Consider the following 22,169-nt stretch of genomic DNA (forward strand, 5'->3'; position numbering starts at 1 on the left):
GAGGACGCGATGGCTAGCTTAATCCGTCTTCTCGTCGGCGTGCCGATCGCCGCCGTGATCACCTTCCTGCTCTTCATGCTGATGCAGCGTCTGATCCTGACCGAAGAGGTCCAGATCGAAGAGGCTGGTGACGAGCTGCGCATCTCCATTTCCGAGGAAGTGGAAGATCTGCAGGTCCGTCAGCGCGAAGTGACGATGGATGACGTGAACGACGTCGAACCTCCGCCCCCGCCGCCTCAGATCGAGCGTCAGGTGGCCGAGGCTCCGTCCGAGGACATGAACACCATCGCCGGTGAAATCCCGGAATTCGACGCTCCGGACCTGGGCAGCGGCGACGTCAGCTTTGACGTGTCCGACCGTGACGCCCAGCCGATGGTCCGCATTCCGCCGCAATACCCGCCCCGGGCGGCCGAGCGCGGCACGGAAGGGTACTGCCTGATGCAGTTCGACGTGACCCCGGACGGGACGCCGACGAACATCATCGCGCTGGATTGCTCCAGCTCGCTGTTCGAACGCTCCTCCGTACGGGCCGTGGAACGCTGGCGGTACGAGCCGAAGATCCAGAACGGCAATGCTGTGTGGCGTCGCGGCGTGCAGACGCGCCTCGACTACCAGCTGGCTGACTAAGCAGTGCGGCGCACCAAACTCCTCAGCGAGGGCGGTGCGCCGACACCGGGAGAGAGACAATGACTCTGAACGAGACTTTCAACCCCGCCAGCTTGGTCCGGTCACTGGGCGTCGTCGCCATAGCCGGCCTTCTGGCCTTTGCGATCGCTGCGCCTTCCGAGGCGCAACGCCGTCGTAACAATGACGATGAAGAACAGGTTGAAGGCCGGGTGCTGACGGCTGCTGTGGGCGAGCAGGTGCTTGCCGCGCAGGAGTGTCAGGACGCGGACGACAATGCCTGTGTTCTTCGCATCATGAACGAGCTCGCGGCGCGGGACGGACTCAGCCCGTATGAACGGTTTGTGGTTCTCCAGCTCCGGGCTCGGGCATACTTTCAGGATGACCGCCTGGACCTGGCGATCCGTGACTTCGAGGCGGCGCTGAACACCGGCGCCACCACCACGGATGAAACCATTTCCATCCGGACGGCTCTGGGCCAGCTCTATCTGGTGCAGGAACAGACCGACCAGGCGATCCGTCAGTTCGAACTGGCCATCCAGGCCGGCGCGGAACTGACCCCGAGCTTCGCCAAGACGGTGGCTCAGGCGTATCTGCAGGCCGAGCGTCTGCGGGACGGGGTTCGCTATGCGGAAATCTTCTACAACAACACCCCGGACAAGACGGAGCAGGACTTCAACCTGATGTTCTACTTCTACCGGCAACTCGATCGCACCAGCGATCAGCTGCGGGTCATCCGGGAATACCTCTCCGCCTATCCGGGCGCCCGTCAGGGCTGGCAGAACCTGGTTGCGCTCTACGCGCAGCAGGATGACGCGACCAATGCGTTTGAAGCCAACAAGCTCATGTATCTGAACGGCCTGTTCCGGGAAGAGAACGAGCTGATCCGCCTGGTGCAGTACTACAGCTATTTCGAGAACCCGTATCGCGGCGCCTCCATTCTGGAGCGTGAGATGAATGCGGGCCGGATCGAGTCCAATCAGCGCAATCTCGAACTCCTGGCCAATATGTGGCGTCAGGCGTCCGAGTTTGAGCGGGCCATTCCGGTGCTCGAGCGTCTGTCCCAACTGCAGGGCAATGGCGAAACCGCACTGCGTCTGGCTGAGGCGAACTTCTCGCTGAACAATTTCGCAGCGGCGGAATCCGCCTTCGAGACGGCCATCGATCGCGGCGGTCTCAGCGATACCGGCAAGGCCTGGGAGCTTCTGGGCACCGCCCGGTTCCGTCAGGGCAACCGCCAGGGGGCGCTGGCCGCCTTCCGTGAAGGCGCGCGCTATCCCAGCACCCGGTCCAGCTCCAATGGCTGGATCCGCTGGATCACCGCCCAGATCGAAGGTGAAGAGCGTCGCCGGGTCCAGCAGGAGCAGATCGTCATCGACGAATGCCGCCTGACCCTGGATGCGGAACGTCGCCAGATCGTCCTGACCGGTTCTGTGGATGATGAAGGCCGCGTGCGGTTTGAATCGATCCCGGAACGCTGCGAGCCGTACTACAATGTCTACGGCGAACAGATCCGTGAAGCGGGCATGACTGACGAGGAAGCGGCTGCGGCCCAGGCCCAGCGTGAAGCTGACGCCGCGGCGGCTGAAGGCTAATCGCTTCTGCAACCGACTGGAAAACCCCGGCGTACCGCGCCGGGGTTTTTCTTTGCGTCAAACCGGACTCGCCTGAGACGATGGTCGAACGTCGCGTCACGCTTTGAGCGGGAAAAGGCCCGGTTTTCGCCGCATTCACATTACAGCCTCGCAAGGTTCGCGGGGAACAGAGCCTCAGGCCGCCCCGCATCATTCGGGGAGTTCGCCATGACCGCCTTGCCTCTCACGTCCTCACCATCCCTGCCGTCCCGTCAGCAGGCCGTTTCGGCCGCTGCGCGATGGATCACGGCCGCCAGTCTGGCGGTCATCATCACCTTCGCCCTGTTCGTGCTCATGAAGGTGCTGATCCATGTGGAGCTGATCCGATTGCCGGAACCGCCGGACCGCGAGACCTTCACGATTTCAGAGGTTGTGGTCCCGCTGCCCGTCACTCGAACCGAACGTCCGGTGCTGGAGGCGGTCGAGCCTCTGCCGGCCCCGCCCGTGATCGAAAGAACCGCCGCTGAGCGTCCGGGAGAGGACGGGATGACCTATGCCTCCGCGCCGGTCATGGCGGAGCCTGTGATCGAGGCGGAGCTGGGAAGCGTGGCGCTGGCGCCGACGCCGCTCTCCATCCGCGTGCCGCCTGTCTATCCCGGACGTGAGCTCGAGCGCGGCGTCACGGGGCGATGCACCATTCGCTATGACATTCTGGCCTCTGGCGCGACCGTGAACCTTCAGGTCGTCGCGTGCGACAGCACCGGCTTCGCCCGGGCGAGCCTCGCCGCGGTCGAGCGCTGGCGTCATGAAACAGTCGGCGCCGCGGCGCCTGACCAGATCGTCAATCGCGGCGTGGAGACGACCCTGGTGTTCAATCTCGAAGAGGGGTGACCCGCTTGTCACCCTCACAGCCCTGATAAAAAAAACGGCGCGGGAGAGGCTCCCGCGCCGTTTCCTGTCGTCGATGGGGCCGAGCCTAGTGCTCGCCGCCCTCATGGCTCTCAGAGCTTTCAGAGGCGGTCTCAGCCGCTTCTTCATCGGCCAGACCCACGGTCATCAGGGCGAAGGCGTATTCCTCGGCGGTTTCACGCAGGGCGTCGAACCGGCCCGACGCGCCGCCATGGCCTGCGCCCATATTGGTGCGCAGAAGCGTCAGCCCGTCATCGGTGCGGCGGGTGCGCAGACGCGCGGCCCATTTCGCCGGCTCCCAATAGGTTACGCGCGGGTCGGTCAGACCGGCGGTGGCCAGAACGTGCGGGTAATCCTGCGCGCTCACCTGATCATAGGGGCTGTAGGAGGCGATATAGTCATACGCCGCCTCATCGGTGATCGGGTTGCCCCATTCGGGCCATTCCGGCGGGGTCAGCGGCAGGGTGTCGTCGCTCATCGTGGTCAGGACGTCCACGAAGGGCACCGCGCCAATGGCCCCGGCGAACAGTTCGGGCGCCTGGTTGATGGTGGCGCCGACCAGCAGGCCGCCGGCGGAGCCGCCCATCGCCACCATCTGGCCTTCGGAGGTATAGCCTTCCTCGATCAGGGCGCGGCCGGAATCCACGAAGTCATTGAAGGTATTGATCTTGTGGTCGAGCTTGCCGTCCAGATACCATTGATAGCCCTTGGCCATGCCGCCGCGGATATGGGCGATGGCGTAGACCATGCCGCGATCCACCAGCGACAGGCGCGAGACCGAGAAGCTGGCCGGGATGGTGATGCCGTAGGAGCCATAGCCATAGAGCAGCAGCGGCGCGGTGCCGTCGATCGGGGTGTCGCGGTGATACAGGATCGTCACCGGCACGCTGGCGCCGTCACGGGCGGTCGCCATGATGCGGCGCACGACATAGTCGTCCGCATTATGGCCGGAGGGCACTTCCTGTTCCTTGATCAGGGTGCGCTCGCGCGTGCCCATGTCATAGTCATAGGTCTGTTCCGGGGTGGACGGGCTCTCATAGGAGAAGCGCATCTGGTCGGTGGCGTATTCATAGCCGCCATCCATGCCCAGAGCGTAGGCCTCCTCGTCAAAGGCGATCTCGTGCTCCTCGCCCGAGCGCAGGTCGCGCACGACGATGCGGGGCAGGGCGTTGGCGCGTTCGGAGCGGACCAGCCAGTTCTCGAAACCCATCAGGCCGTTCACCAGAACGCCCGGACGGTGCTCGATCAGCGGGGTCCAGTTCTCGCGACGCGGATCCTCGAGCGGGGCTTCCATGATCTGGAAGTCCACGGCGTCATCAAGATTGGTGCGCACGAACAGGCGGCCGCCCGCTTCGGTCAGCGAGTACTCCACGCCCGGCTCGCGCTCGGCGACCAGGATCGGCTCGGCGTTCGGGTCATTGGCGTCAAAGACGCGCATTTCGCTGGTGGTGTGGTCGTTGGCCGAGAGCACGATCCAGCGATCGCCATCGGTCTTGCCCACGCCCAGGAAGTAACCGGGGTCGGTTTCCTCGTAGATCAGCTCGGCGTCATCGGAGTTGATGTTCTGGCGATAGACGCGGCGCGGCCGGTTGTTCTCGTCGCGCCAGACCCAGTAGATGGTCTCGCTGTCATTGCCCCAGACGATGGAGCCATAGCCCTCATCGGTCAGGGTGGCGATATCCTCGCCGGTCTCGAGATCGCGGATCTTCACGGCGTAGAATTCAGAGCCCGCCGTATCCACGGCATAGGCCAGATAGCGGTGGTTGGGAGAGTGCTGGACCGCGCCCAGGCCGAAATAGTCGATGCCTTCCGCTTCGGCGTCGCCATCAAAGATGATGACTTCCTCGCCCGCCATCTCGCCGTTCTCGCCGGTGGCGCGGCGCACGAAGACCGGATACTGGCCGCCTTCGCGATAGCGCGAGGAGTAATACCAGTCGCCGTCCCGGGAGGCGGGGGATTCATCGTCTTCCTTGATGCGGCCGCGGATCTCTTCATAGATGCGGGTCTCAAGGCCGGAGAGCGGCTCCATCACCTCATTGTAATAGGCGTTTTCCGCCTCGAGATGCTCGCGGATATCCTGGCGCAGCACGGACGGATCGCGCATGACTTCCTGCCAGTTGGCGTCACGCAGCCAGCTGAATTCGTCGGTGCGGGTGCGTCCCAGCTGTTCGATCTCCTCCGGGCGCTGCTCGGGCGTGGGCGCCTCAAGGGTCTGCGCGCGGGCAATGAGATCCTGGGCGGAGGTGTCGGTCATCGTCTGTTCCGTAGTGGTGGCGGCGCTGTCAGAGGCCGGCTGACTGCACGCGGCGAGGGCGATAAGCGCCGCCCCGGCGAGCAAGGCGGCTTTCGAGCCGTATCGAGATAAGGTCATGATGAATATTCACCAGACGCAGCACTGCGTCTGACTCCCCAGAAAGATTGAGGATGCAGTGTTTCTCGCGGCTGCAGCGCTGTCCAGAGCCTCAGGCGGTTCTAACCAAAAAGAAACTCAGGCGCTTCGGCGCAAGGTCAGTATCGGCGTCGTCAGCGACACGAAGATCAGCACCAGCAGCAAGCCGGTCATGGGGATCAGCGAAGACAGGCGCGGACCGATCTCATGGACCACATGGCCCATGACGAAGGCGCCCAGGGGCATGCCGCCGAACAGGCCGAGCTGATACACGCTCATCACCCGCGCGATCATGCGCGGCGGCGCGTTTTCCTGCACCACGGCGCGCGAGAGCGAGATGGCGACGCCGCCGCCCAGCCCCCAGCTGAAGACGAGCCCGAACAGGGCGTAAAGCGGCATGGGGAAGGCCAGCAGGCCCATGGTGATGACCGTCGCCATCTGGGCCAGCATCAGCGCGCGGCCCGGCCGCTCGACCTCTCCGGCGCGCGCCAGCAGCACATTGGCGATGAAGGCGCCGATCCAGAACGCCACCAGCAAGAGGGCGAGCATGCCATAGCCGCCGTCATAGACATCGCGCACCAGCACCGGGATGATGACGAAGAAGCCGCCGCCCACCACCAGAAGCCCGAGCGCCAGCATGATCAGGGTCATGGGCGCCAGGATGGGAGAGCGCAGCACTTCCAGCACGCCGGTTCTCAGGCTCGTCCACAGGCTTTCCCCGCCCGTGTTCTGGCGCGGCAGGCGCGGCATCAGCAGCGCGGCGGCGCCGCCGATCGCCAGTCCAGTGGCCTGGACGGCGAAGAGGGGCGCCGGGCCCAGACGACCGGCCAGCACCCCGGCGCCCATGCCCAGGATCTGGGCGGCGAACTGGACGAGGGAGGCGAGAATGACGGCCCGTTGCAGGGTGAATCCGGGGCGGCCCAGGCGTTGGGCGACCCGTGTGACCGCGTTCACCGCGCTGTCGCGTGCGGGCATCACGAAGGCGCCCGCCACGCCGACCAGCAGGGCGTAGATAATCATCGCGCCATAGCTCAGCAGATTCCGGAACAGCATCAGCGACAGAACCGCCGCGCACAGACAGGCCAGCGCGTGAAAGCCGCCCATCACCCAGCGGCGGTCGAGCCGCTCGGCGACGACCCCCGCCAGCGGCAGCAGGAACAGCATGGGGGCGGTGAGGGCGGCCTGGGCGATTCCCAGCCGGTCCGGACTTTCATTCAGCGTGTAGTTGATCACGCCGGGAAACAGCGTGGTCTGCAGGCCGAAGCTGAAGAACCAGCCCGACACCGCGATCATGTAGACGGCGAATGGCGGCAAACGCCTGATGCGGCGCAATTTGCGTAGACGTTTCAGCGCCACGATCCGTCCTGTCCCCTGCCGTCGGTCGAAGCCTGTTTGTGAATCGACACACTGAACTCTAGCAAGCCAAATACGGGCATAACAAGCTTGATAAGGACTTAAGCACTGAGCCGGGCGTCTCTTTCCGCACCGGCTTCCGTCTCGACGCTTCCTTAACGCCCTTGCGGGCACTCTGACGGCTCATGCAGGAAATGAAGTCGACCATGGCCGAAGATCTCAGCCCCGCACCGCCTCGTCCCGCTCCTCCCAAGGCGCGCGACCTTCTGACCCGCAGGCTTGCGGACATTGTCTGCCTGCCGTCCAGCCAGATCGCCCCGCAGGAGCGGTGGATGGTGGCCGATGTGCTGGATGAATTGCTGCGCGCGGCGGATGTGGACTTGCGCGCCAAGGTCGCCCGGCGACTGGCGCAGCAGCACGAGGCCCCGCGCGGCCTGTTGCGACGGCTCGCCCATGACCGGTTTGAAGTGGCCGAACCCTTGCTGCGCCATTCCCAAGCCCTGTCAGACTTTGACATGATGGATATCGCCCAGTCCGGCACGCCCCGGCACAAGCTGGAGATCGCCCGGCGCGAACAGGTGTCCGAGACCGTCGCCGCCGCCCTGTGCTCCAGCGCGGATCTTGAAGTCATGACGGTCCTGCTGCGCAATCCCGGCGTCCGCTTCGCCAGCGCGACCATGGATGTGATCGTGCGCGTCGCTGCAGAGCATGAGAGCATTGCCCGCCTGCTGATCTCGCGGCCGGAAATGCGTCCGGCCCAGGCGCTGGCCCTGTTCTGGTCGGTCTCGCACGAATTGCGGCGGATGATTCTCGACCGCTTCGCGGCCTCCCGTCAGATCCTGCAGGACGCCGCCGAGGACGTCTTTCCGCTGGCCGCGCGGGAGGAGACGCCGGACGCCGCCGTGCGGGAGGCGCTGGCCTATATCGATCGTCGCCAGCGCGACCGCAAAGCGGCCGACGTCACCCCCTTCGGTTCGCTGGAGGGGCTGGTGGAGCGCGCCGCGCAAATCGGGTTCACCGAGGAATTGCGCGCGGAGGCCGCGGTGCTGGCCAATGTGCAGCGCGATCTTCTCAACCGCATGATTGATGACTTCGGCGGCGAGCCGTTGGCGATTCTCGCCAAGGCCACCGGATTGTCGCGTCAGCACCTGACCAGCGTGATCGAAGGCTCGGGACGCATGGACGCCTTCAATCGCGCCGAACAGGCGGTGCTGGTCTTTGACACCATGAGCGTGGACAAGGCGCAAACCGTGCTGCGCTACTGGAACTGGGTCATCGCCCGCGCCGCCCGCGCGGGCTGAAACAGCCTTCGCGCGCGCAACAAGTCTTGAACCTCCAGGTCTGTGCGTCTAGCTGTCGCACCATGATGGAAGTTCTTTCTCTCGCGCTTGCGAACCTGACCTCGCCGGCCGTTCTGTTTTTCGCCCTGGGCGTTCTTGCCGGGGTGGTGCGGTCTGATCTCAACATTCCCCAGGCGGTGGCCAAGGGGCTGGCGCTCTATCTGATGCTGGCCATCGGCTTCAAGGGCGGGGTGGAAGTCTCCAAGGCGGGGCTGACCGCGGAGCTGCTGCTGGCGGCAGGCTCGGGCGTGCTGCTGAGCTTCTCCATGCCGCTGCTCGCCTATGCGCTCCTGCGCGCTTTCACCAAGCTGGACCGCACCACGGCGGCGGCGAGCGCGGCGCACTACGGCTCGATCTCGGTCGTGACCTTCGTGGCGGGCTCGGAATTCCTGCAGCTTTCGGGCCTTGTCTACTCGGGCCATATGGTCGCCGTTCTGGCGCTGATGGAGACCCCGGCCATCCTGACCGGCCTGCTGCTGGCGGGCGCCTCGAGCAAGGGGCCGGATCCGTCCGCCCGCGGCGAGCTGATCCGCGAAGTGGCGCTGAACGGGTCCGTGGTCCTGATGATGGGCGCGTTCGTGATCGGCTGCATTACGGGCGAGCCGGGGATGGCCCGTCTGGAACCCTTCGTGGTCGATCTGTTCCAGGGCATCCTGTGCCTGTTCCTTCTGGACATGGGCCTTGTGGCGGCGCGGCGTCTGTCGGGCGCGCGCAAGCTTGGCGTGCCCGGCGCGCTGTTCGGCGTGATCATGCCGCCCATCGGCGCCACGGCGGCGCTCGGCCTGGCCCTGCTCGCCGGCATGGGCGCCGGAGATGCGGCGGCGCTGATGATCCTGGGCGCTTCGGCCAGTTACATCGCGGTGCCCGCGGCCATGCGCATCGCCCTGCCGGAGGCGGATCCGTCGGTCTATCTGACCCTGTCCCTGGCCATTACCTTCCCGTTCAACCTGGCGATCGGCATCCCGCTGTACACAGCGGTGGCCCGCGCCATCATTGGAGGCTGACCCATGGCGCGCACCGTTCGCAAGAAACTCATCGCCATTGTCGAGACGCCCCATCTCAAGCGGTTGATCGATCTGTTCCGCCAGTGCGGCGTGACCGGCTTCACCGTGCTTGAAGGACGCGAGGGCAGCGGCCTGGGCGGGGACTGGACCCGCGAGGACGTGCTGGACGCCACCGAAATGAAGGTGGTGCTCTCGGTGATGAAGCCGGAGACCGCCGAGAAGGTGTTCGAACTCGCAGAGCCCTTCTTCGCGCGCTATCCGGGCATCATCTACGCCCATGACGTCGAGGTCGTTCGCGGCGAACGCTTCTGAAGAAACTCCAGCGTTAATGTCCGGTTTCACTGGAAAACGCTGTTCGGGGTGGTCTAGAACGCCCCAGCAACGCCGCCATATGTGCGGCGCAAAGGGAGGGTGATCGGTGGCCTCAAGGCTGTTCTACGGCGTCTTGCTCGCACTCGTTCTAGCCGTGCTCTGGCTGCTCTTGTCGGGGTATTGGTTCAAACCGCTTCTGGTGGGCTTCGGCGTGTTCGCCGTCATCGTCGCGCTCGTGGCGACGGCCCGGATGGGGCTTCTGGATGGTGAATCCGTCCCCTTCGCCCGCTTGCCGCAATACCTCAAATACTGGGGCTGGCTGGGCGCCGAGATCTTCAAGGCCAATATCGCCGTGGTGCGCATCGCCATGGCGCCCGATCTCAACATCAAGCCGGTCATGACGCGCGTCGCGGTCACCGCGAAATCCGACATGGCGCGCACCACCTACGCCAACTCCATCACCCTGACGCCGGGCACCGTGACGGTCGAGGTGGAGGAGACGGGCTTTCTGGTGCACGCGCTGACCGAGGAATTCGCCGACCAGGACGCCTTCCGCGACATGGAGCGTCGCTCCATCGAGGCGGTCGAGGGCAAAAAAGCGCTCGAGAAGCCGCGGGGAGAGGCCTGATCATGATCACACCCATTCTCGATTTCGGCATCGCCATTGTCCTGGCCGTGTCCATGGTGCTGATGATCAGCCGCCTGTTCATCGGCCCGACGCTCTATGACCGCGTGCTCGCGGTGAACTCCTTCGGCACCAAGACGGTGCTGTTCCTGGCGGTGTTCTCGCTGATGGTGGGCCGGGGCGACGGCCTCGACATTGCGCTCCTGTATGCGCTGATCAACTTCATCGCCACCATCGCGATCCTGAAATTCTTCCGCTATCGCTCGCTGGATGTGGCCCTGTCGCAAATGGCCCTTCGCCGCGCCCTCGACGGGGAGGATGACGACTGATGGATTACGGATTCTGGATAGACCTCGCTCTCGACATCGTCTCGGCGGGCTTTGTGATCACCGGCGCGGTGTTCGTGCTGGCGGGGGCGATCGGCGTCATTCGCCTGCCCGATTTCTACACGCGCATGCACGCCGCTGGCGTGACGGACACGCTGGGCGCGGAAATGATCGTCATCGGCCTGATGATCCAGGGCGGGCTGTCCCTGATCACGGTGAAGCTGGCGCTGCTGGGCGTCTTCGTCTTCCTGACGAGCCCCACCGCCACCCACGCCGTGGCGAACGCCGCCTACAAGTCGGGCCTGAAGCCGCTTCTGACCCGCTATCGCCCTCATGCCGGTTCTGACGATGGAGGGGCGGCATGAGCGCGTCTGACATCACCCAGTATTTCGACTACATCTTCATGGCGATGCTGCTGTGCATCGGCATCGCGGTCATCCGCCTGCGCAATCTCTTCGCCGTGGTGATGCTGACCGGCGCCTATTCGCTGATTTCCGCCGCCTGGTTCGTCTCGCTCGACGCCGTCGATGTGGGCTTCACCGAAGCGGCGGTGGGCGCGGGCATTTCCACGGTGCTGCTGCTGGGCGCGATGCTGCTGACCTCGCGTGAGGCCGACAAGACCTCGCTGACCCGTCACGCCGCGGCGGCGGTGGTGACCATCGCGGCGGGCGTGGCGCTTTTCTATGCGCTCGGCGACATGCCGATCTACGGCGACGCCGCCAGCGCCGCCAATACGGGCGTCGGCATGGAGTATGTCAACCTGACCGCCGAACAGATTCACATCCCCAACGTCGTCACCGCGGTGCTGGCCAGCTATCGGGGCTTTGACACCATGGGCGAGGTCTTCGTGGTCTTCGCCGCCGGTCTGGGCGTCGCCCTGCTGATCGGTCTGGGCGGCTCCAAGCGCAAGGAGGACTAGGTCATGATGTCCCCTCACGTCATCCTGCGGGTCGTGTCCAAGGTCCTGATCCCGCTCATCATCGTGTACGGGTTCTACGTGCACTTCCATGGCGAGTATTCGCCGGGCGGCGGCTTCCAGGCCGGCGTCGTGCTGGCCTCGGCCATCATCCTGTACGCGCTGATCTTCGGCCTGGACGAGGCCCGCAAGGTCTTCCCGCCCTATTGGGCGCGCGTGGGCATGGCGCTGGGCGGCTTCATCTACGCCAGCGTCGGCTTCGTCTCCCTGATGATGGGCGGCAAGTTCCTGGAATACGCCGTCCTGCATCCGGATGTCTCCCACGGGACCGGCCAGCATATCGGCATCATCGCCGTGGAGATCGGGGTTCTGACCACCGTGACCTGCGTGATGATCGCGATCTTCTACGCCTTCGCCGGCCGGACCCCTGAAATTTCTGACGAGGACTGGTAGGCCATGGTTGAGGTGCTTGCAGAACGGTTCAACTACGCGGTCATCATCATTCTCATGATGGTCGGCCTTTATGCGGTGATCGCGACGGGCAATCTCGTCAAGCGACTGGTGGGCCTGTCTATTTTCCAGACCTCGGTCTTCCTGCTCTATATCAGCATGAGCAAGGTCTTCGGCGGCGCGCCGCCCATCTTCGATTACAAGGAGATGGCGTATGACAAGCTCGACCCGAACGCGATCTACTCCAACCCGCTGCCCCATGTGCTGATCCTGACCGCCATTGTGGTCGGCGTGGCGACCCTGTCTGTCGGGTTGGCGCTGGTGGTCCGCATCCGTGAAGCCTACGGCTCGATCGAAGACGATACGCTGGCCGAGGCCGATTATTCCCTGGAACTGGAAAAGGGCGTTTAAGCCGTGACGGTTGGTCAATTCCTCCCGGCCGCGCTCGCGGCCCATGCCCCGGTCTTGCTGGTGGCGATCCCGCTCATCCTGTCGGCCCCGGCCGCAGCCCTGAAATCCGGCCGGACGGCTTGGGGGCTGGCGATGGCCGGCTCCGTGGCGGCGTTCCTGTTCGCGATTGAACTCTTCCTCGCCACACGCGGCGACGCGCCCGGCATCAGCTATGCGCTGGGCAATTGGGAGCCGCCGGTGGGCATCGAGTTCCGCGTGGACGGACTCAACGCCGCCCTGCTGCTGCTGCTGACCGCCAGCGCCGTGCTGGCCCTGCTGTTCGCACTGCCCAGCGTCGAGGACGAGATCGACAAGGACAAGCGCTCGCTCTTCTATTCCGCCTTTCTGGTGGTCTTCGCCGGCCTTGCAGGCGTGGCGACCACGGGCGACGCGTTCAACCTCTTCGTCTTCCTCGAGATTTCATCCATTCCCACCTATGCGCTGATCGCCATGGGGGCGGGGCAGGACCGTCGCGCGCTGACAAGCTCGTTCAACTATCTCGTCATGGGCACGATCGGGGCGACCTTCTTCGTCATCGGCGTGGGCTTCCTCTACATGGCGACCGGCACGCTCAACATGGCCGACCTCGCCGCGCGCCTGTCCGAGCTGCATGGCAACCGGGTTGTGGAGATCGGCTTCGCCTTCATCCTGGTTGGCCTGGGCCTCAAGGCCGCGCTGTTCCCGCTGCATCTGTGGCTGCCGGGCGCCTACGCCTATGCCCCGAGCTTTGTGACCACCTTCCTGGCCGCCACGGCCACCAAGGTGGCGTTCTACGGGATCATCCGCTTCAGCTTTGACGTTTTCTCGGTCGAGAACGGCTTTGTGCTGAACAGCTTCACCTATGTGATCACGCCGCTCGCGATTGCGGGCATGATCATCGCCTCGGCTCAGGCCCTGTTCCAGAGCGATGTGCGTCGCCTCCTGGCGTATTCGTCGGTGGCGCAGGTGGGCTACATGATGCTCGGCCTGGGCATCGGCACACAGGCCGGTGTCGCGGCGGGCGTACTGCACCTGATCAATCACGCCATGATGAAGGGCGCCCTGTTCATGGCGCTGGGCGCGTTCGCGATCAGCTATGGCGTGCGCCGGATCGAGAACTTCAAGGGGCTGGGCCAGGCCCTGCCGGTCACCTCGGCCGCCTTCACTCTGGGCGCGCTGTCGCTGATCGGCGTGCCGTTCACGGTGGGCTTCGTGTCGAAATTCTATCTCATTCAGGCGGCGCTCCAGAAAGGCTGGGCCTTCGCGGTGGTCGCCATCCTGATCAGCTCGGTGCTGGCGGTGTTCTATTGCTACCGCGTGCTGGTCAATCTGTGGGTCGCCCCGCGACCGGACGGCGCCAGCCGCTCGGTGCAGCGCGTGCCCTACATGATCCTGGGCCCGCTTCTGGTCCTCGCCCTGATGAACCTGGTGTTCGGCGTCTATGCCGAGCCGATCGTGAACATGGCTGAGACGGCCGCCGCCGCAGCCTTCAACGCCGGAGTCGCGCCGTGAGCTGGACCCCTGAACTGGCCCTCGCGCTCGCCCTGATCCTGCCGCTCATTGGCGGCGCCGGGGTGCTGGCGCTGGGCGCCAAGCCCAATCTTCGCGAAGCCGTCACCCTCATCACCGCCATCGCGCTGGCGATCGTGGTGGCCTATCTGGTGGAAGCCTCCTCGGGGCGGCCCGAGCTGGTGCTGGCCACCCTGGCGCCGGGGCTGGAGCTGAAATTCAAGCTCGAGCCCTTAGGGGCCATGTTCGCCATGGTGGCGAGCGGTCTGTGGATCATCAACTCGCTGTATTCCATCGCCTATATGCGCGGAAACAATGAGAAGGATCAGACCCGCTTCTATTTCTGCTTCACGATCTCCATCGCCGCGGCGATGGGCATCGCGCTGTCCGGAAATCTGCTGACCCTGTTCTTCTTCTATGAAGCGCTGTCTCTGGCGACCTATCCGCTGGTGGCGCACAAGGGCGACGCCAAGGCCAAGCGCGGCGCCTCGATCTATCTGGGCATTCTTCTGGCGACCTCCATCGGCCTGTTCCTGCCGGGCGTGTTCGCAGTCTACGCGCTGACCGGCACCACCGACTTCACGGTCGGCGGCGTCATGTCGGGCGTCGGCCCGGTTGCGGGGTCTGTCCTTTTGGTGCTGTTCGCCTTCGGGATCGGCAAGGCGGCCCTGATGCCGGTGCATCCCTGGCTGCCCAACGCCATGGTCGCGCCGACGCCTGTCTCGGCCCTCCTGCACGCCGTGGCGGTTGTGAAGGCGGGGGTGTTCTCGATCCTGAAGGTCGTGGTCTACATCTTCGGCGCAGATTACATGCAGACCCTGCCGGCTGCGGATGTGCTGGCCTGGGTGGCGGGCGGCTCCATCGTGCTCGCCTCGGTCTTCGCCTTCACCAAGGACAATCTCAAGGCCCGGCTCGCCTATTCCACCGTCTCCCAGCTGAGCTACATCACGCTGGGCGCCATGGTGGCGAGCCCGCTGGCGCTTCTGGGCGCCGCGCTTCAGATCGTCATGCATGCCTATGGCAAGATCACCCTCTTCATGACGGCGGGCGGCATCTATACCGGCGCCAAGAAGTCCGAGATCTCCCAGCTCAATGGCCTTGGCCATTACATGCCGGTGACGTTCGCCGCCTTCCTGATCGGCGCCCTGTCGATCATTGGCGTGCCGCCCTTTGGCGGGGTCTGGCCGAAAGTCTTCCTGATGGAGGGCGCGGCGTCCGGCGGGCAGCCCTGGCTGATCGTCATGCTGATCGGCTCGACCCTGCTGAATATCGGCTATCTCCTGCCCATCGTGATCCGCGGCTTCTTCAAGCCCAAGCCTGAACCGAGCCCGATGCGGCCCGGCCAGCCGCCGGCGCTCGCCTGGATCGCACCGCTGATCACGGCTCTGGGCACGGTGGCGCTGTTCTTCGCCATCGGTCCGCTGATCGACTTCCTGTCGCCTGTCTTCACCACGGAGATGACGCCATGACCGCGCCCCGTGACTCCAAAGCCGGCATGCATCCGCTGGCGCGTCCGCTCAGCGGGCTGAGCAGCCCGCGCGCGGGCCTGATCGCCCTCATTGTGATCGCCGTTCTGGTGGTCGGCGGCTTCGCGCTGGAAACCGTGCTGTCTGATGGCGGCCTGTCCAAATACCCCGAAGTCTATGGCGCCTATGAGCTGCTGCCGCTGGCGGCCGCGGCGGTCGCCATCCTGCTCGGCTGGGGGCTGGTCTGGCTGATCAGCCGTCCGGGCGATTTCTATTCCCGCGCTGCGGGCGATGTGACGGAGGGCCAGGATGACTGACGCCGTGTCCATTCTGAACGGCGTTTCGCCGGCCTGGTTCCTGATCGCCGCGGGCCTTCTGGCCTGGGCGTCGCCGCGCTCTGAACTGCGCAAGGCGCTGATGATGCTGGGCCCGATCGGGGCGCTGGCGGCCTGGTTCGCCACCGGTGAAACCGGCGTCTATGGCGTGCTCGATCTGGGGCCCGTGGTGCTGGAGACCTTCCGTCTCGACGGCCTGTCGCGGGTCTGGGCTCTGGTCTTCATCCTCATCAGCTTCATCAACGCGGTCTACGCCCTGCATGAGCGCAACCGCATGACCGACGGCGCCGCGCTGATCTATGCCGGCTCCGCGGTGGGCGCGGTGTTCGCGGGCGACATGCTGACCCTGTTCTTCTTCTGGGAGCTGACGGCGCTGGCCTCTGCCCCGCTGATCTTTGCGGTCGGCACGCCCGAAGCCCAACGCGCAGGCCTGCGCTATCTGGCGATCCAGGTTCTCTCCGGCGTCATGCTGCTGGGCGGGGCGGCCATGTGGGCCAGCCAGACCGGCTCCTGGGCGTTCGACGCCATCGGGACGGGCAGCTGGGCCGGGATCATCCTCATGCTCGCCATTGGCCTGAAAGCGGGCTTCCCGCTTTTGCACATGTGGATCCCGGACGCCTATCCCAAGGCGACGGGCGTGGGCTCGGTCGTCCTGTCCGCCTTCACCACCAAGCTCGCCATCTATGCGCTGGCGCGGGGCTTTGCGGGCGAGGATGCGCTGATCGTCATCGGCCTCGTCATGGCGATCTTCCCGGTCTTCTACGTCATCACCTCCAATGATCTGCGCCAGACCCTGGCCTATGCGCTGATCAACCAGCTGGGCTTCATGGTCGTCGCCATTGGCGTCGGCGGGCATCTGGGGATCAATGGCGCGGCGGCGAACGCCTTCGCCGGCGTGATCTACATGGCGTTGATGTTCATGGTGCTGGGCGCGGTGCTGCTGCGCACGGGCACGGTGAAGGCCACCGAGCTCGGCGGGCTGTACAAGTCCATGCCGATCACCACGCTCTTCGCCATCATCGGCGCCCTGTCGGTGATGGGCGCGCCCCTGTTCTCAGGGTTCGTCGCGAAGACGCTGATCCTGTCCGCGGCGCATCACGAGCATCATGATCTCGCCTATACGCTGCTGGTCTATGCGTCTGCCGGCGTGATGGAGATCAGCGCGCTGAAAGTCGTCTGGTTCGCCTTCTTCGGCAAGGACCGCGGCCTCCGCGTGAAGGAAGCGCCCCAGACCATGCATCTGGGAATGGCGCTCGCCGCCTTCCTGTGCGTCTTCCTCGGGGTGAACTATCCCGCGCTCTACGGGGTCCTGCCGTTTGACATGGACTACAAGCCCTACAAGCTCGCGAGCGTTTACGGGCAGAGCCAGCTGCTGCTGGGGACCATGCTCGTCTTCGGGCTGGCGCTGTACTTCAAGCTGTTCCCGCTGAAATCCGATCGCACCATCCTGGATGCGGACTGGCTCTATCGCCGCTTTGGCGACGCCAGCGCGCGTTGGGGCGCGGCCATGGGGCAGCTCCTGTTTGACGCCATCGGCAAGGTTCTGGGCGCGTTCATCAGCTTTGTCCGGCTGCGGCTGTTCAACCTGTTCAGCCCGGCGGGCGCGCTGTCCAAGGAATTTCCTTCCGGCATGATGGCCCTGTGGACGGCGATCATGCTCGCAGGCGTGGTTCTGGTAGCATACTTTTCCCCCGTCTAGGGTATTGAACGCGCTCAGCGTCAAATAGCCTAATAAGGGAATTCACGCGCGCGCAATAGGAATGTTATCCTCAGCCTTCATCGCGATCCTATACTTTGTCCGTGGATCGAGAAGGGAGGGGATAACCCGATGCGTACCAATACGCTTGTCCTGGACCAGGCGCGTGCGCGCCTGGCGCAACAGGCCGCCGCCTACGCCTTTGGCGTTCCGGTGGAAGAGATCAACACGCCGACCCGGGGCCGTGCTGGCGCCGCTGGCGGGCGGGCGTTCGGGATATGGCGTCTACGCCCACGGGGATCGTCGTCGCCGACCGCTGGCCCGGCTTGAGCGCGCCGCCTTTGAAGCGGCGGTAAGAGAGGGCTGGCTGGTCGAGACGGGCGAGGGCGTCCATGGCCTGAGCGATCAGGGACGCCAGCAGGTGGTGTCTGACGCGCCAGAGCGTCGCCCGGCGCTCAGCACGGAACGGCGATTGACGCCCGACCCGGCGGGCGGGGTCAGCGTGCACATGGTCAACCCGAACACCTGTGACGGCCCGCTGGCGCGCTATGCCAAACCCCGCAACGGCCAGCCGCCGCTGCTGGAGCCTACCCATCTCAGCGCGGCCGACAGCCTGATGCGCGATTATGAGCTGTCGAGCCTTGCAAGCCGCGTCACGCAGGACTGGAGCGGGATTCCGGGCGGGGGCGGGCGCTCGGCCCCGCGTGACCGCGCCGACGCGCCCTTGCGGCGGATGAAGGCGCAGGAGCGGGTGATGGAGGCGCTGGCCGCCGTCGGGCCGGGCCTTGATCACTGGCTGGTGGAAATCCTCTTGCGTCAAAGCGCCATGACCGACGCCGAACACCGCCTCAACTGGCCGTCCCGCTCGGGCGCCCAGGCGCTAAGGCTGGCGCTCGACCGGTTGGCGGTTCATTATCGGCTGAAGCCGGTGCGCGCCACAGCGAACCCGTTCGGGCGTTGAAGGGGCGACCGCAATCACCCGGCGCAGGGGAGGACACCATGCAGGTCAGGACGCATGTGATGTTTCAGGGGGATGCGGATGAGGCGCTGGCGCTCTACCGCTCGGTCTTCCCGGCGTTCGAGGTGGAGGTCCAGGACCGGTATGGCGCGGGCGAAGCCTTGCCGGAGGGGGCGATCAAGCTCGCTTCGGCCCGCTTCGCCGGGCATGAGCTGATCATCTACAACAGCCCGCCCATCCATGATTTCAAGTTCACGCCGTCCACGTCGCTTTATGTGGAGTGCGACAGCGCCGAAGCGCTGGATGCGGCCTTTGAACAGCTTTCAAGGGAGGGGCAGATCCTGATGCCGGTCGGCGATTACGGATTCAGCGCCCGCTATGGCTGGCTGCTCGACCCGTTCGGCCTGTCCTGGCAGCTCAGCCTGCCGCACCCGGCCTAGACCCGCGCTTCCGCTTCCGCCCGGATGCGTTTGATCATCGAGGCGAGCCCGTTGGAGCGTTGCGGGGAGAGATGTTCGGCGAGGCCGATCCGTCCCAGAACGTCCTTGGGATCAATGGAGAGCGCCTCTTGTGGCGTGCGACCGTCATAGAGCCGGTTCAGCAGCGCCACGAGCCCCTTGACGATGTGGGCGTCGGAATCCCCGCGCAGGACCAGCGCCCGGTCCTGACCTTCATCCATGACCAGCCAGACCTGGCTGACGCAGCCCTGCACGCGGGTGTCGTCATTGCGCTCGCTGGCGTCGAGGCCGGGCAGGGCCTGGCCCATCTCGATGAGATAGCGATAGCGTTCTTCCCAGTCGCCCAGGAAGTCGAACTCGTCCACGAGATTGTCGATATCGGTGTTGAGATCACTCATGCGCGCTGAGGTAAAGCGCGGAGCGGGACGGGGCAAGACCCGGGGGCGGGTCTAGTTCAGATCGCCGGTCTCGCGGGCCACATCCGCCAGCAGCGCATCCAGCGACTGTGCGGGCGCGCCCTCGGGCAGGGCGAGCGGATCATGCGAACCGGTCCGGGCCTGATCAGCGGCCCATTGCTGGGCGCGGTCGCCGACGACGCCAGCCACAATCGAAGAGAAGCTGGCCAGTTGCTGACCCACGGCGCAGGCTTCAGCCTGGTCGTTACAGAAATTGCGGGTCTGATGTCCGGCCTGCCGGGTCAGGTCCTGAGAGGCGGACAGCGCATCCGTGGCCAGAACCAGCTGACGCGTCTCACGCGCAAACGCTCCGTCCGGCGCGGCGCTGAAGCCGGCGGGGACGAAAGCCGCCGTCACGGCGGTCCAGAAAATGGCGCGTAGCACGTTGCGGAGCATGCCAGCCTCTTTTCAACTCACTTCAGGTCTTGAAGCAATTCTGAGGCTAGAAAACTGTTCCCGGAAATACCAGCAGATGTGGAATTAAGGGTAAAGTGTGTGTTAACGCTGAACACTTACCCTTAATTTGAAATTACCTTACCGGTTAAAGTGTCTCAATTTGAGACAGCTTCTGTCGGCGCCCGCGTCGCGGTCAGGCAGTCCGCCACGTCATTGAGGGCGTGCTCGGCGATGCAGAAGCTGTCCTCATACTTGAAATGGCCCGCCGCCACGCACTGGGCGAGGTCCAGCCGCACCCAGGCCATGCAGCGCTCCACCGCCGGATCATCCAGCAGGCGGTCCATATAGGTCATGTCCCCGTCCTTGATCGCGTCGAGCGCGGCGAGCGACAGCATGCGGCCCACGCGCCGCTCATCGGGCTGAAGCTGGCTCTGGCCCACCTCGACGCTGAGGTCGGGCAGGTTGAGGTCCACGACTTCGGGCTGGGCGAAGAGGGTGGCGCTGGCGCCCATGGGCGCTGCGGCGGGAGTCTCAGGGGCGCGGAACTGGACATCCAGGCGCTCGGAGGCGCTCTCCAGCGAAGAGAGGCGTTCCTGGCGATCGCGGGCGCGCTGCTGGGCCCAGCGTTCGTGCTGCAGGTCATAGGCGGCCTGGCGATAGCGCGCGCCGACCTCGCGTATGTCGGTCACATCGCCGTCAATAGCGACGGCGACGGTCTGGCCCGCCGTATCCGCGCCCATGAAGCCGGTGACATACATGGGATCATGGGTGAGGGCGGCGGCGGCGGTCTCGGTGCCATAGTAATCGGCCACGGCGCGGACGGCGTCGATGAATTCGGGATTGCGCGCGGCCACGAGCGCCGCATAGGCGATCTGGGCGTTCACAAGGCGGTCGCCGTCATAATATTGCGACAGCGCGTCCATGGTGGCGTCGAGATCGGCGCCGGACAGCAATTCACGCTCCCCCGCCAGCGTCACATCCGACCGGTACGCGGCATAGGTCTGGGCGTTCTGCAGGACTTCGGGCTCGGTCGTGTCGGGCAGGGATGCGCCCTGCTCGGGCGCCGGCAGGCTGAGCACCGGCGCGGCAGGCGGCTCCTGGGCGGCGGACTGGCTTGCGGCGGACATCAAGGCGACGCTGATGGCGGCAAAAATCATGATCTCGTCATCCAAGGAGAAAAACCTGATTTGATCATGACCTAGAGCGCGGTCCGCGCCAAGGGGGATGACGGTGTTTGACGCGAATTCAGTAATTGTTAACGGGCCCAGACGAGCGTGCGGTTCTATTCTCATTTGTGAGTCGAGATTCGCATCGATGCGCCCTGCCTTCGCCCACCTCGAACGCTTCATGGATCAACAGGCGGCGCGCCTGATTCATGGCGGCTGGCTGGCTCTGGTCGTGCTTGTGGGCGTGAAGGCGCAAACGCCTCTGTCGCAAGGCGATCTGGGCGTTCTGGGTCTGGCCGCCGCGCCGGGTCTGCTCGGGCTTCTGCTGGGCGGTCATCGCACCTCTCACCGCGACAGCGTGCGGTTCGTGCTGGCCCTGGCCTGGACGCTGCCCGGCTTCGCCGCGGCTCTGGCGCTGGGCTCGGCCCTGTCTCCGGCCGCGCTGGCCTTCCTGACCGGGCCGGCGGCGCTTTCGGCTGCGGGCTTGCGCAAGGATGTGCGTCTGAGCGCCACCATGAACACGCTGGCTTTCCTGATGATCGCCATCGCCAGCGCCTGGGCGCCTTTGAGCGCGGGCTCTGCAAGCCTCGTCGCCAGCCCGGTCACGGGGCTGGCTCTCGCCATCTTCTTCGCCGTGTCGGGCTTTTGCGCCCGGGTCCAGCTTCTGGGCGCTCTGGATCGCGCCCGCGCCGAAATCCGGGCCCTGGCGCCGGCGGCGCACGGGTTCGAACATGCGCCGACCGCTCTGATGACGCTTGATCGCAAGGGGCGGATCGCGGCGGTTTCCCATCGCATGCGCGGTTTCGCGCCGGGCGCGCCGCGGGACATGAACGGGCTCGACGTCACGGGGCTGGCCTTTGATGATGCGGGACGGGTCGAAATCGAGGCCGGACTTCGCTCCGCCCTGTCGGACGGCGCTCTGGCTGACAGCGCCTTCAGCTTCCCGTTACGCAGCCGCCGCGGCGCGCGTCAGGCGCTGGATGCGCACGCCCAGGCTACGGAAACCGGCTTTGTGCTGAGTCTCGAGGAACCGCGCAGAGCGGAAAGCCTCGCCGGTGCGGCGACGCCCGAGGCGATCGCTCATCTCGAGGCCGAGCGCGATGCGGCGCTGGCGGCCAGCCAGTCCAAGTCCGAATTCCTGGCGGCGGTCAGCCATGAGCTGCGCACCCCGCTCAACGCGATTATCGGCTTCTCCGACATCATCAAGCAGCGCCTGTTCGGCCCGCTGCCTGCGCGCTACGCCGAATACGGCGATCTGATCCATGAAAGCGGCGAGCATCTTCTGGAGCTGATCGGGGACGTGCTCGACATGTCCAAGATCGAGGCGGACAAGTACGAGCTGACGCCGGAAGAGTTCGACGCCCGCGACGTGGTGTCGATCTGCGCCAAGATGATCAGCCCGCGCGCCAAGGATCGCGGCATTGCGCTCTATTGCGAGCCGGGCGATGCGGATCTGCCGGTGAAGGCCGACCGCAAGGC

Annotated in this window: 24 protein-coding genes; 19 read left to right on the forward strand and 5 right to left on the reverse strand. The window is 65.3% G+C overall.

Features of this window, described 5'->3' with window-relative positions; all coding sequences use genetic code 11:
- The first annotated feature begins 9 nt into the window (after nt 1-9).
- The 3 genes from OA2633_RS14400 to OA2633_RS14410 all read left to right on the forward strand — a co-directional run bounded on the left by OA2633_RS14400 (nt 10) and on the right by OA2633_RS14410 (nt 3,089).
- Nucleotides 10-627, forward strand: a complete 618-nt coding sequence (locus tag OA2633_RS14400; RefSeq protein ID WP_009803312.1) for an energy transducer TonB — start codon at nt 10-12, stop codon at nt 625-627.
- 59 nt (nt 628-686) lie between these two features.
- Nucleotides 687-2,219, forward strand: a complete 1,533-nt coding sequence (locus tag OA2633_RS14405) for a tetratricopeptide repeat protein (RefSeq protein WP_009803313.1) — start codon at nt 687-689, stop codon at nt 2,217-2,219.
- 207 nt (nt 2,220-2,426) lie between these two features.
- Nucleotides 2,427-3,089, forward strand: a complete 663-nt coding sequence (locus OA2633_RS14410; protein ID WP_009803314.1) for an energy transducer TonB — start codon at nt 2,427-2,429, stop codon at nt 3,087-3,089.
- An 85-nt stretch (nt 3,090-3,174) separates the two neighbouring features.
- Here the strand turns inward: OA2633_RS14410 and OA2633_RS14415 are convergent, their stop codons facing one another.
- Nucleotides 3,175-5,478 (reverse strand): S9 family peptidase, encoded by a 2,304-nt coding sequence (locus OA2633_RS14415; RefSeq protein ID WP_050752886.1) that lies wholly within the window; start codon nt 5,476-5,478, stop codon nt 3,175-3,177.
- Between the two features lie 117 nt (nt 5,479-5,595).
- Nucleotides 5,596-6,852, reverse strand: a complete 1,257-nt coding sequence (locus tag OA2633_RS14420) for an MFS transporter (protein WP_009803316.1) — start codon at nt 6,850-6,852, stop codon at nt 5,596-5,598.
- Between the two features lie 203 nt (nt 6,853-7,055).
- Here OA2633_RS14420 and OA2633_RS14425 point away from each other — a divergent pair, with 203 nt between their 5' ends.
- The 15 genes from OA2633_RS14425 to OA2633_RS14495 all read left to right on the forward strand — a co-directional run bounded on the left by OA2633_RS14425 (nt 7,056) and on the right by OA2633_RS14495 (nt 18,655).
- Nucleotides 7,056-8,150, forward strand: coding sequence for a DUF2336 domain-containing protein (locus tag OA2633_RS14425; protein WP_156776281.1), 1,095 nt, complete (start codon nt 7,056-7,058; stop codon nt 8,148-8,150).
- A 62-nt stretch (nt 8,151-8,212) separates the two neighbouring features.
- On the forward strand, nt 8,213-9,193 hold the full coding sequence (locus OA2633_RS14430; protein WP_009803318.1) for a sodium-dependent bicarbonate transport family permease: 981 nt from the start codon (nt 8,213-8,215) through the stop codon (nt 9,191-9,193).
- Between the two features lie 3 nt (nt 9,194-9,196).
- A complete protein-coding gene (locus OA2633_RS14435) occupies nt 9,197-9,505 on the forward strand; it encodes a DUF190 domain-containing protein (protein ID WP_009803319.1) in 309 nt (102 codons plus the stop codon).
- 106 nt (nt 9,506-9,611) lie between these two features.
- Nucleotides 9,612-10,133 carry a Na+/H+ antiporter subunit E gene (locus tag OA2633_RS14440; RefSeq protein ID WP_009803320.1) on the forward strand — a complete coding sequence of 174 codons (522 nt, stop codon included), beginning with the start codon at nt 9,612-9,614 and terminating at the stop codon, nt 10,131-10,133.
- A 2-nt stretch (nt 10,134-10,135) separates the two neighbouring features.
- Nucleotides 10,136-10,459 (forward strand): monovalent cation/H+ antiporter complex subunit F, encoded by a 324-nt coding sequence (locus OA2633_RS14445; RefSeq protein WP_009803321.1) that lies wholly within the window; start codon nt 10,136-10,138, stop codon nt 10,457-10,459.
- Nucleotides 10,459-10,821: a monovalent cation/H(+) antiporter subunit G gene (gene mnhG / locus OA2633_RS14450; protein WP_009803322.1), complete on the forward strand. Its 363-nt coding sequence runs from the start codon at nt 10,459-10,461 to the stop codon at nt 10,819-10,821. The genes OA2633_RS14445 and mnhG overlap by 1 nt, the downstream gene beginning before the upstream one ends.
- On the forward strand, nt 10,818-11,375 hold the full coding sequence (locus OA2633_RS14455) for a DUF4040 domain-containing protein (RefSeq protein WP_009803323.1): 558 nt from the start codon (nt 10,818-10,820) through the stop codon (nt 11,373-11,375). The genes mnhG and OA2633_RS14455 overlap by 4 nt, the downstream gene beginning before the upstream one ends.
- Nucleotides 11,376-11,378: 3 nt before the next feature.
- Entirely contained in the window at nt 11,379-11,825 is a 447-nt protein-coding gene (locus OA2633_RS14460) for a Na(+)/H(+) antiporter subunit B (protein WP_009803324.1), read from the forward strand.
- 3 nt (nt 11,826-11,828) lie between these two features.
- Nucleotides 11,829-12,233, forward strand: a complete 405-nt coding sequence (locus OA2633_RS14465; protein ID WP_009803325.1) for a cation:proton antiporter subunit C — start codon at nt 11,829-11,831, stop codon at nt 12,231-12,233.
- Nucleotides 12,234-12,236: 3 nt separating this feature from the next.
- On the forward strand, nt 12,237-13,763 hold the full coding sequence (locus OA2633_RS14470) for a monovalent cation/H+ antiporter subunit D family protein (RefSeq protein ID WP_009803326.1): 1,527 nt from the start codon (nt 12,237-12,239) through the stop codon (nt 13,761-13,763).
- Entirely contained in the window at nt 13,760-15,229 is a 1,470-nt protein-coding gene (locus tag OA2633_RS14475) for a proton-conducting transporter membrane subunit (RefSeq protein WP_009803327.1), read from the forward strand. Before OA2633_RS14470 ends, OA2633_RS14475 begins: the two co-directional genes overlap by 4 nt.
- Nucleotides 15,226-15,543, forward strand: a complete 318-nt coding sequence (locus tag OA2633_RS14480) for a hypothetical protein (protein WP_009803328.1) — start codon at nt 15,226-15,228, stop codon at nt 15,541-15,543. Before OA2633_RS14475 ends, OA2633_RS14480 begins: the two co-directional genes overlap by 4 nt.
- Nucleotides 15,536-17,260: a Na(+)/H(+) antiporter subunit D gene (locus OA2633_RS14485; protein WP_009803329.1), complete on the forward strand. Its 1,725-nt coding sequence runs from the start codon at nt 15,536-15,538 to the stop codon at nt 17,258-17,260. Before OA2633_RS14480 ends, OA2633_RS14485 begins: the two co-directional genes overlap by 8 nt.
- A 241-nt stretch (nt 17,261-17,501) precedes the next feature.
- Nucleotides 17,502-18,218, forward strand: a complete 717-nt coding sequence (locus OA2633_RS15630; RefSeq protein ID WP_009803330.1) for a DUF6456 domain-containing protein — start codon at nt 17,502-17,504, stop codon at nt 18,216-18,218.
- A 38-nt stretch (nt 18,219-18,256) separates the two neighbouring features.
- Nucleotides 18,257-18,655 carry a VOC family protein gene (locus OA2633_RS14495; protein ID WP_040612769.1) on the forward strand — a complete coding sequence of 133 codons (399 nt, stop codon included), beginning with the start codon at nt 18,257-18,259 and terminating at the stop codon, nt 18,653-18,655.
- Here OA2633_RS14495 and OA2633_RS14500 read toward each other — a convergent pair.
- From OA2633_RS14500 to OA2633_RS14510, 3 genes are all read right to left on the reverse strand, one after another.
- Entirely contained in the window at nt 18,652-19,071 is a 420-nt protein-coding gene (locus OA2633_RS14500; RefSeq protein WP_009803332.1) for a SufE family protein, read from the reverse strand. The two genes, OA2633_RS14495 and OA2633_RS14500, sit on opposite strands and share 4 nt — an antisense overlap.
- Before the next feature lie 51 nt (nt 19,072-19,122).
- Nucleotides 19,123-19,524, reverse strand: coding sequence for a hypothetical protein (locus OA2633_RS14505; RefSeq protein ID WP_009803333.1), 402 nt, complete (start codon nt 19,522-19,524; stop codon nt 19,123-19,125).
- Nucleotides 19,525-19,679: 155 nt separating this feature from the next.
- A complete protein-coding gene (locus OA2633_RS14510; protein WP_040612771.1) occupies nt 19,680-20,681 on the reverse strand; it encodes a hypothetical protein in 1,002 nt (333 codons plus the stop codon).
- Nucleotides 20,682-20,838: 157 nt separating this feature from the next.
- Here OA2633_RS14510 and OA2633_RS16635 point away from each other — a divergent pair.
- Nucleotides 20,839-22,169: HAMP domain-containing sensor histidine kinase (locus tag OA2633_RS16635; protein WP_009803335.1), on the forward strand; the 1,331-nt coding region annotated here is incomplete at its 3' end.

The sequence above is a fragment of the Oceanicaulis sp. HTCC2633 genome (assembly GCF_000152745.1).
Classification (GTDB): Bacteria; Pseudomonadota; Alphaproteobacteria; order Caulobacterales; family Maricaulaceae; genus Oceanicaulis.

Coding starts and splice junctions, on each gene's coding strand:
- OA2633_RS14410 (WP_009803314.1), top strand. CDS start 2,427: ATGACCGCCTTGCCTCTCACGTCCTCACCATCCCTGCCGTCCCGTCAG.
- OA2633_RS14460 (WP_009803324.1), top strand. CDS start 11,379: ATGATGTCCCCTCACGTCATCCTGCGGGTCGTGTCCAAGGTCCTGATC.
- OA2633_RS14435 (WP_009803319.1), top strand. CDS start 9,197: ATGGCGCGCACCGTTCGCAAGAAACTCATCGCCATTGTCGAGACGCCC.
- OA2633_RS14400 (WP_009803312.1), top strand. CDS start 10: ATGGCTAGCTTAATCCGTCTTCTCGTCGGCGTGCCGATCGCCGCCGTG.
- OA2633_RS14455 (WP_009803323.1), top strand. CDS start 10,818: ATGAGCGCGTCTGACATCACCCAGTATTTCGACTACATCTTCATGGCG.
- mnhG (WP_009803322.1), top strand. CDS start 10,459: ATGGATTACGGATTCTGGATAGACCTCGCTCTCGACATCGTCTCGGCG.
- OA2633_RS14495 (WP_040612769.1), top strand. CDS start 18,257: ATGCAGGTCAGGACGCATGTGATGTTTCAGGGGGATGCGGATGAGGCG.
- OA2633_RS14505 (WP_009803333.1), bottom strand. CDS start 19,524: ATGCTCCGCAACGTGCTACGCGCCATTTTCTGGACCGCCGTGACGGCG.
- OA2633_RS14445 (WP_009803321.1), top strand. CDS start 10,136: ATGATCACACCCATTCTCGATTTCGGCATCGCCATTGTCCTGGCCGTG.
- OA2633_RS14510 (WP_040612771.1), bottom strand. CDS start 20,681: ATGATTTTTGCCGCCATCAGCGTCGCCTTGATGTCCGCCGCAAGCCAG.
- OA2633_RS14480 (WP_009803328.1), top strand. CDS start 15,226: ATGACCGCGCCCCGTGACTCCAAAGCCGGCATGCATCCGCTGGCGCGT.
- OA2633_RS14425 (WP_156776281.1), top strand. CDS start 7,056: ATGGCCGAAGATCTCAGCCCCGCACCGCCTCGTCCCGCTCCTCCCAAG.
- OA2633_RS14405 (WP_009803313.1), top strand. CDS start 687: ATGACTCTGAACGAGACTTTCAACCCCGCCAGCTTGGTCCGGTCACTG.
- OA2633_RS14485 (WP_009803329.1), top strand. CDS start 15,536: ATGACTGACGCCGTGTCCATTCTGAACGGCGTTTCGCCGGCCTGGTTC.
- OA2633_RS14415 (WP_050752886.1), bottom strand. CDS start 5,478: ATGACCTTATCTCGATACGGCTCGAAAGCCGCCTTGCTCGCCGGGGCG.
- OA2633_RS14430 (WP_009803318.1), top strand. CDS start 8,213: ATGATGGAAGTTCTTTCTCTCGCGCTTGCGAACCTGACCTCGCCGGCC.
- OA2633_RS14465 (WP_009803325.1), top strand. CDS start 11,829: ATGGTTGAGGTGCTTGCAGAACGGTTCAACTACGCGGTCATCATCATT.
- OA2633_RS14500 (WP_009803332.1), bottom strand. CDS start 19,071: ATGAGTGATCTCAACACCGATATCGACAATCTCGTGGACGAGTTCGAC.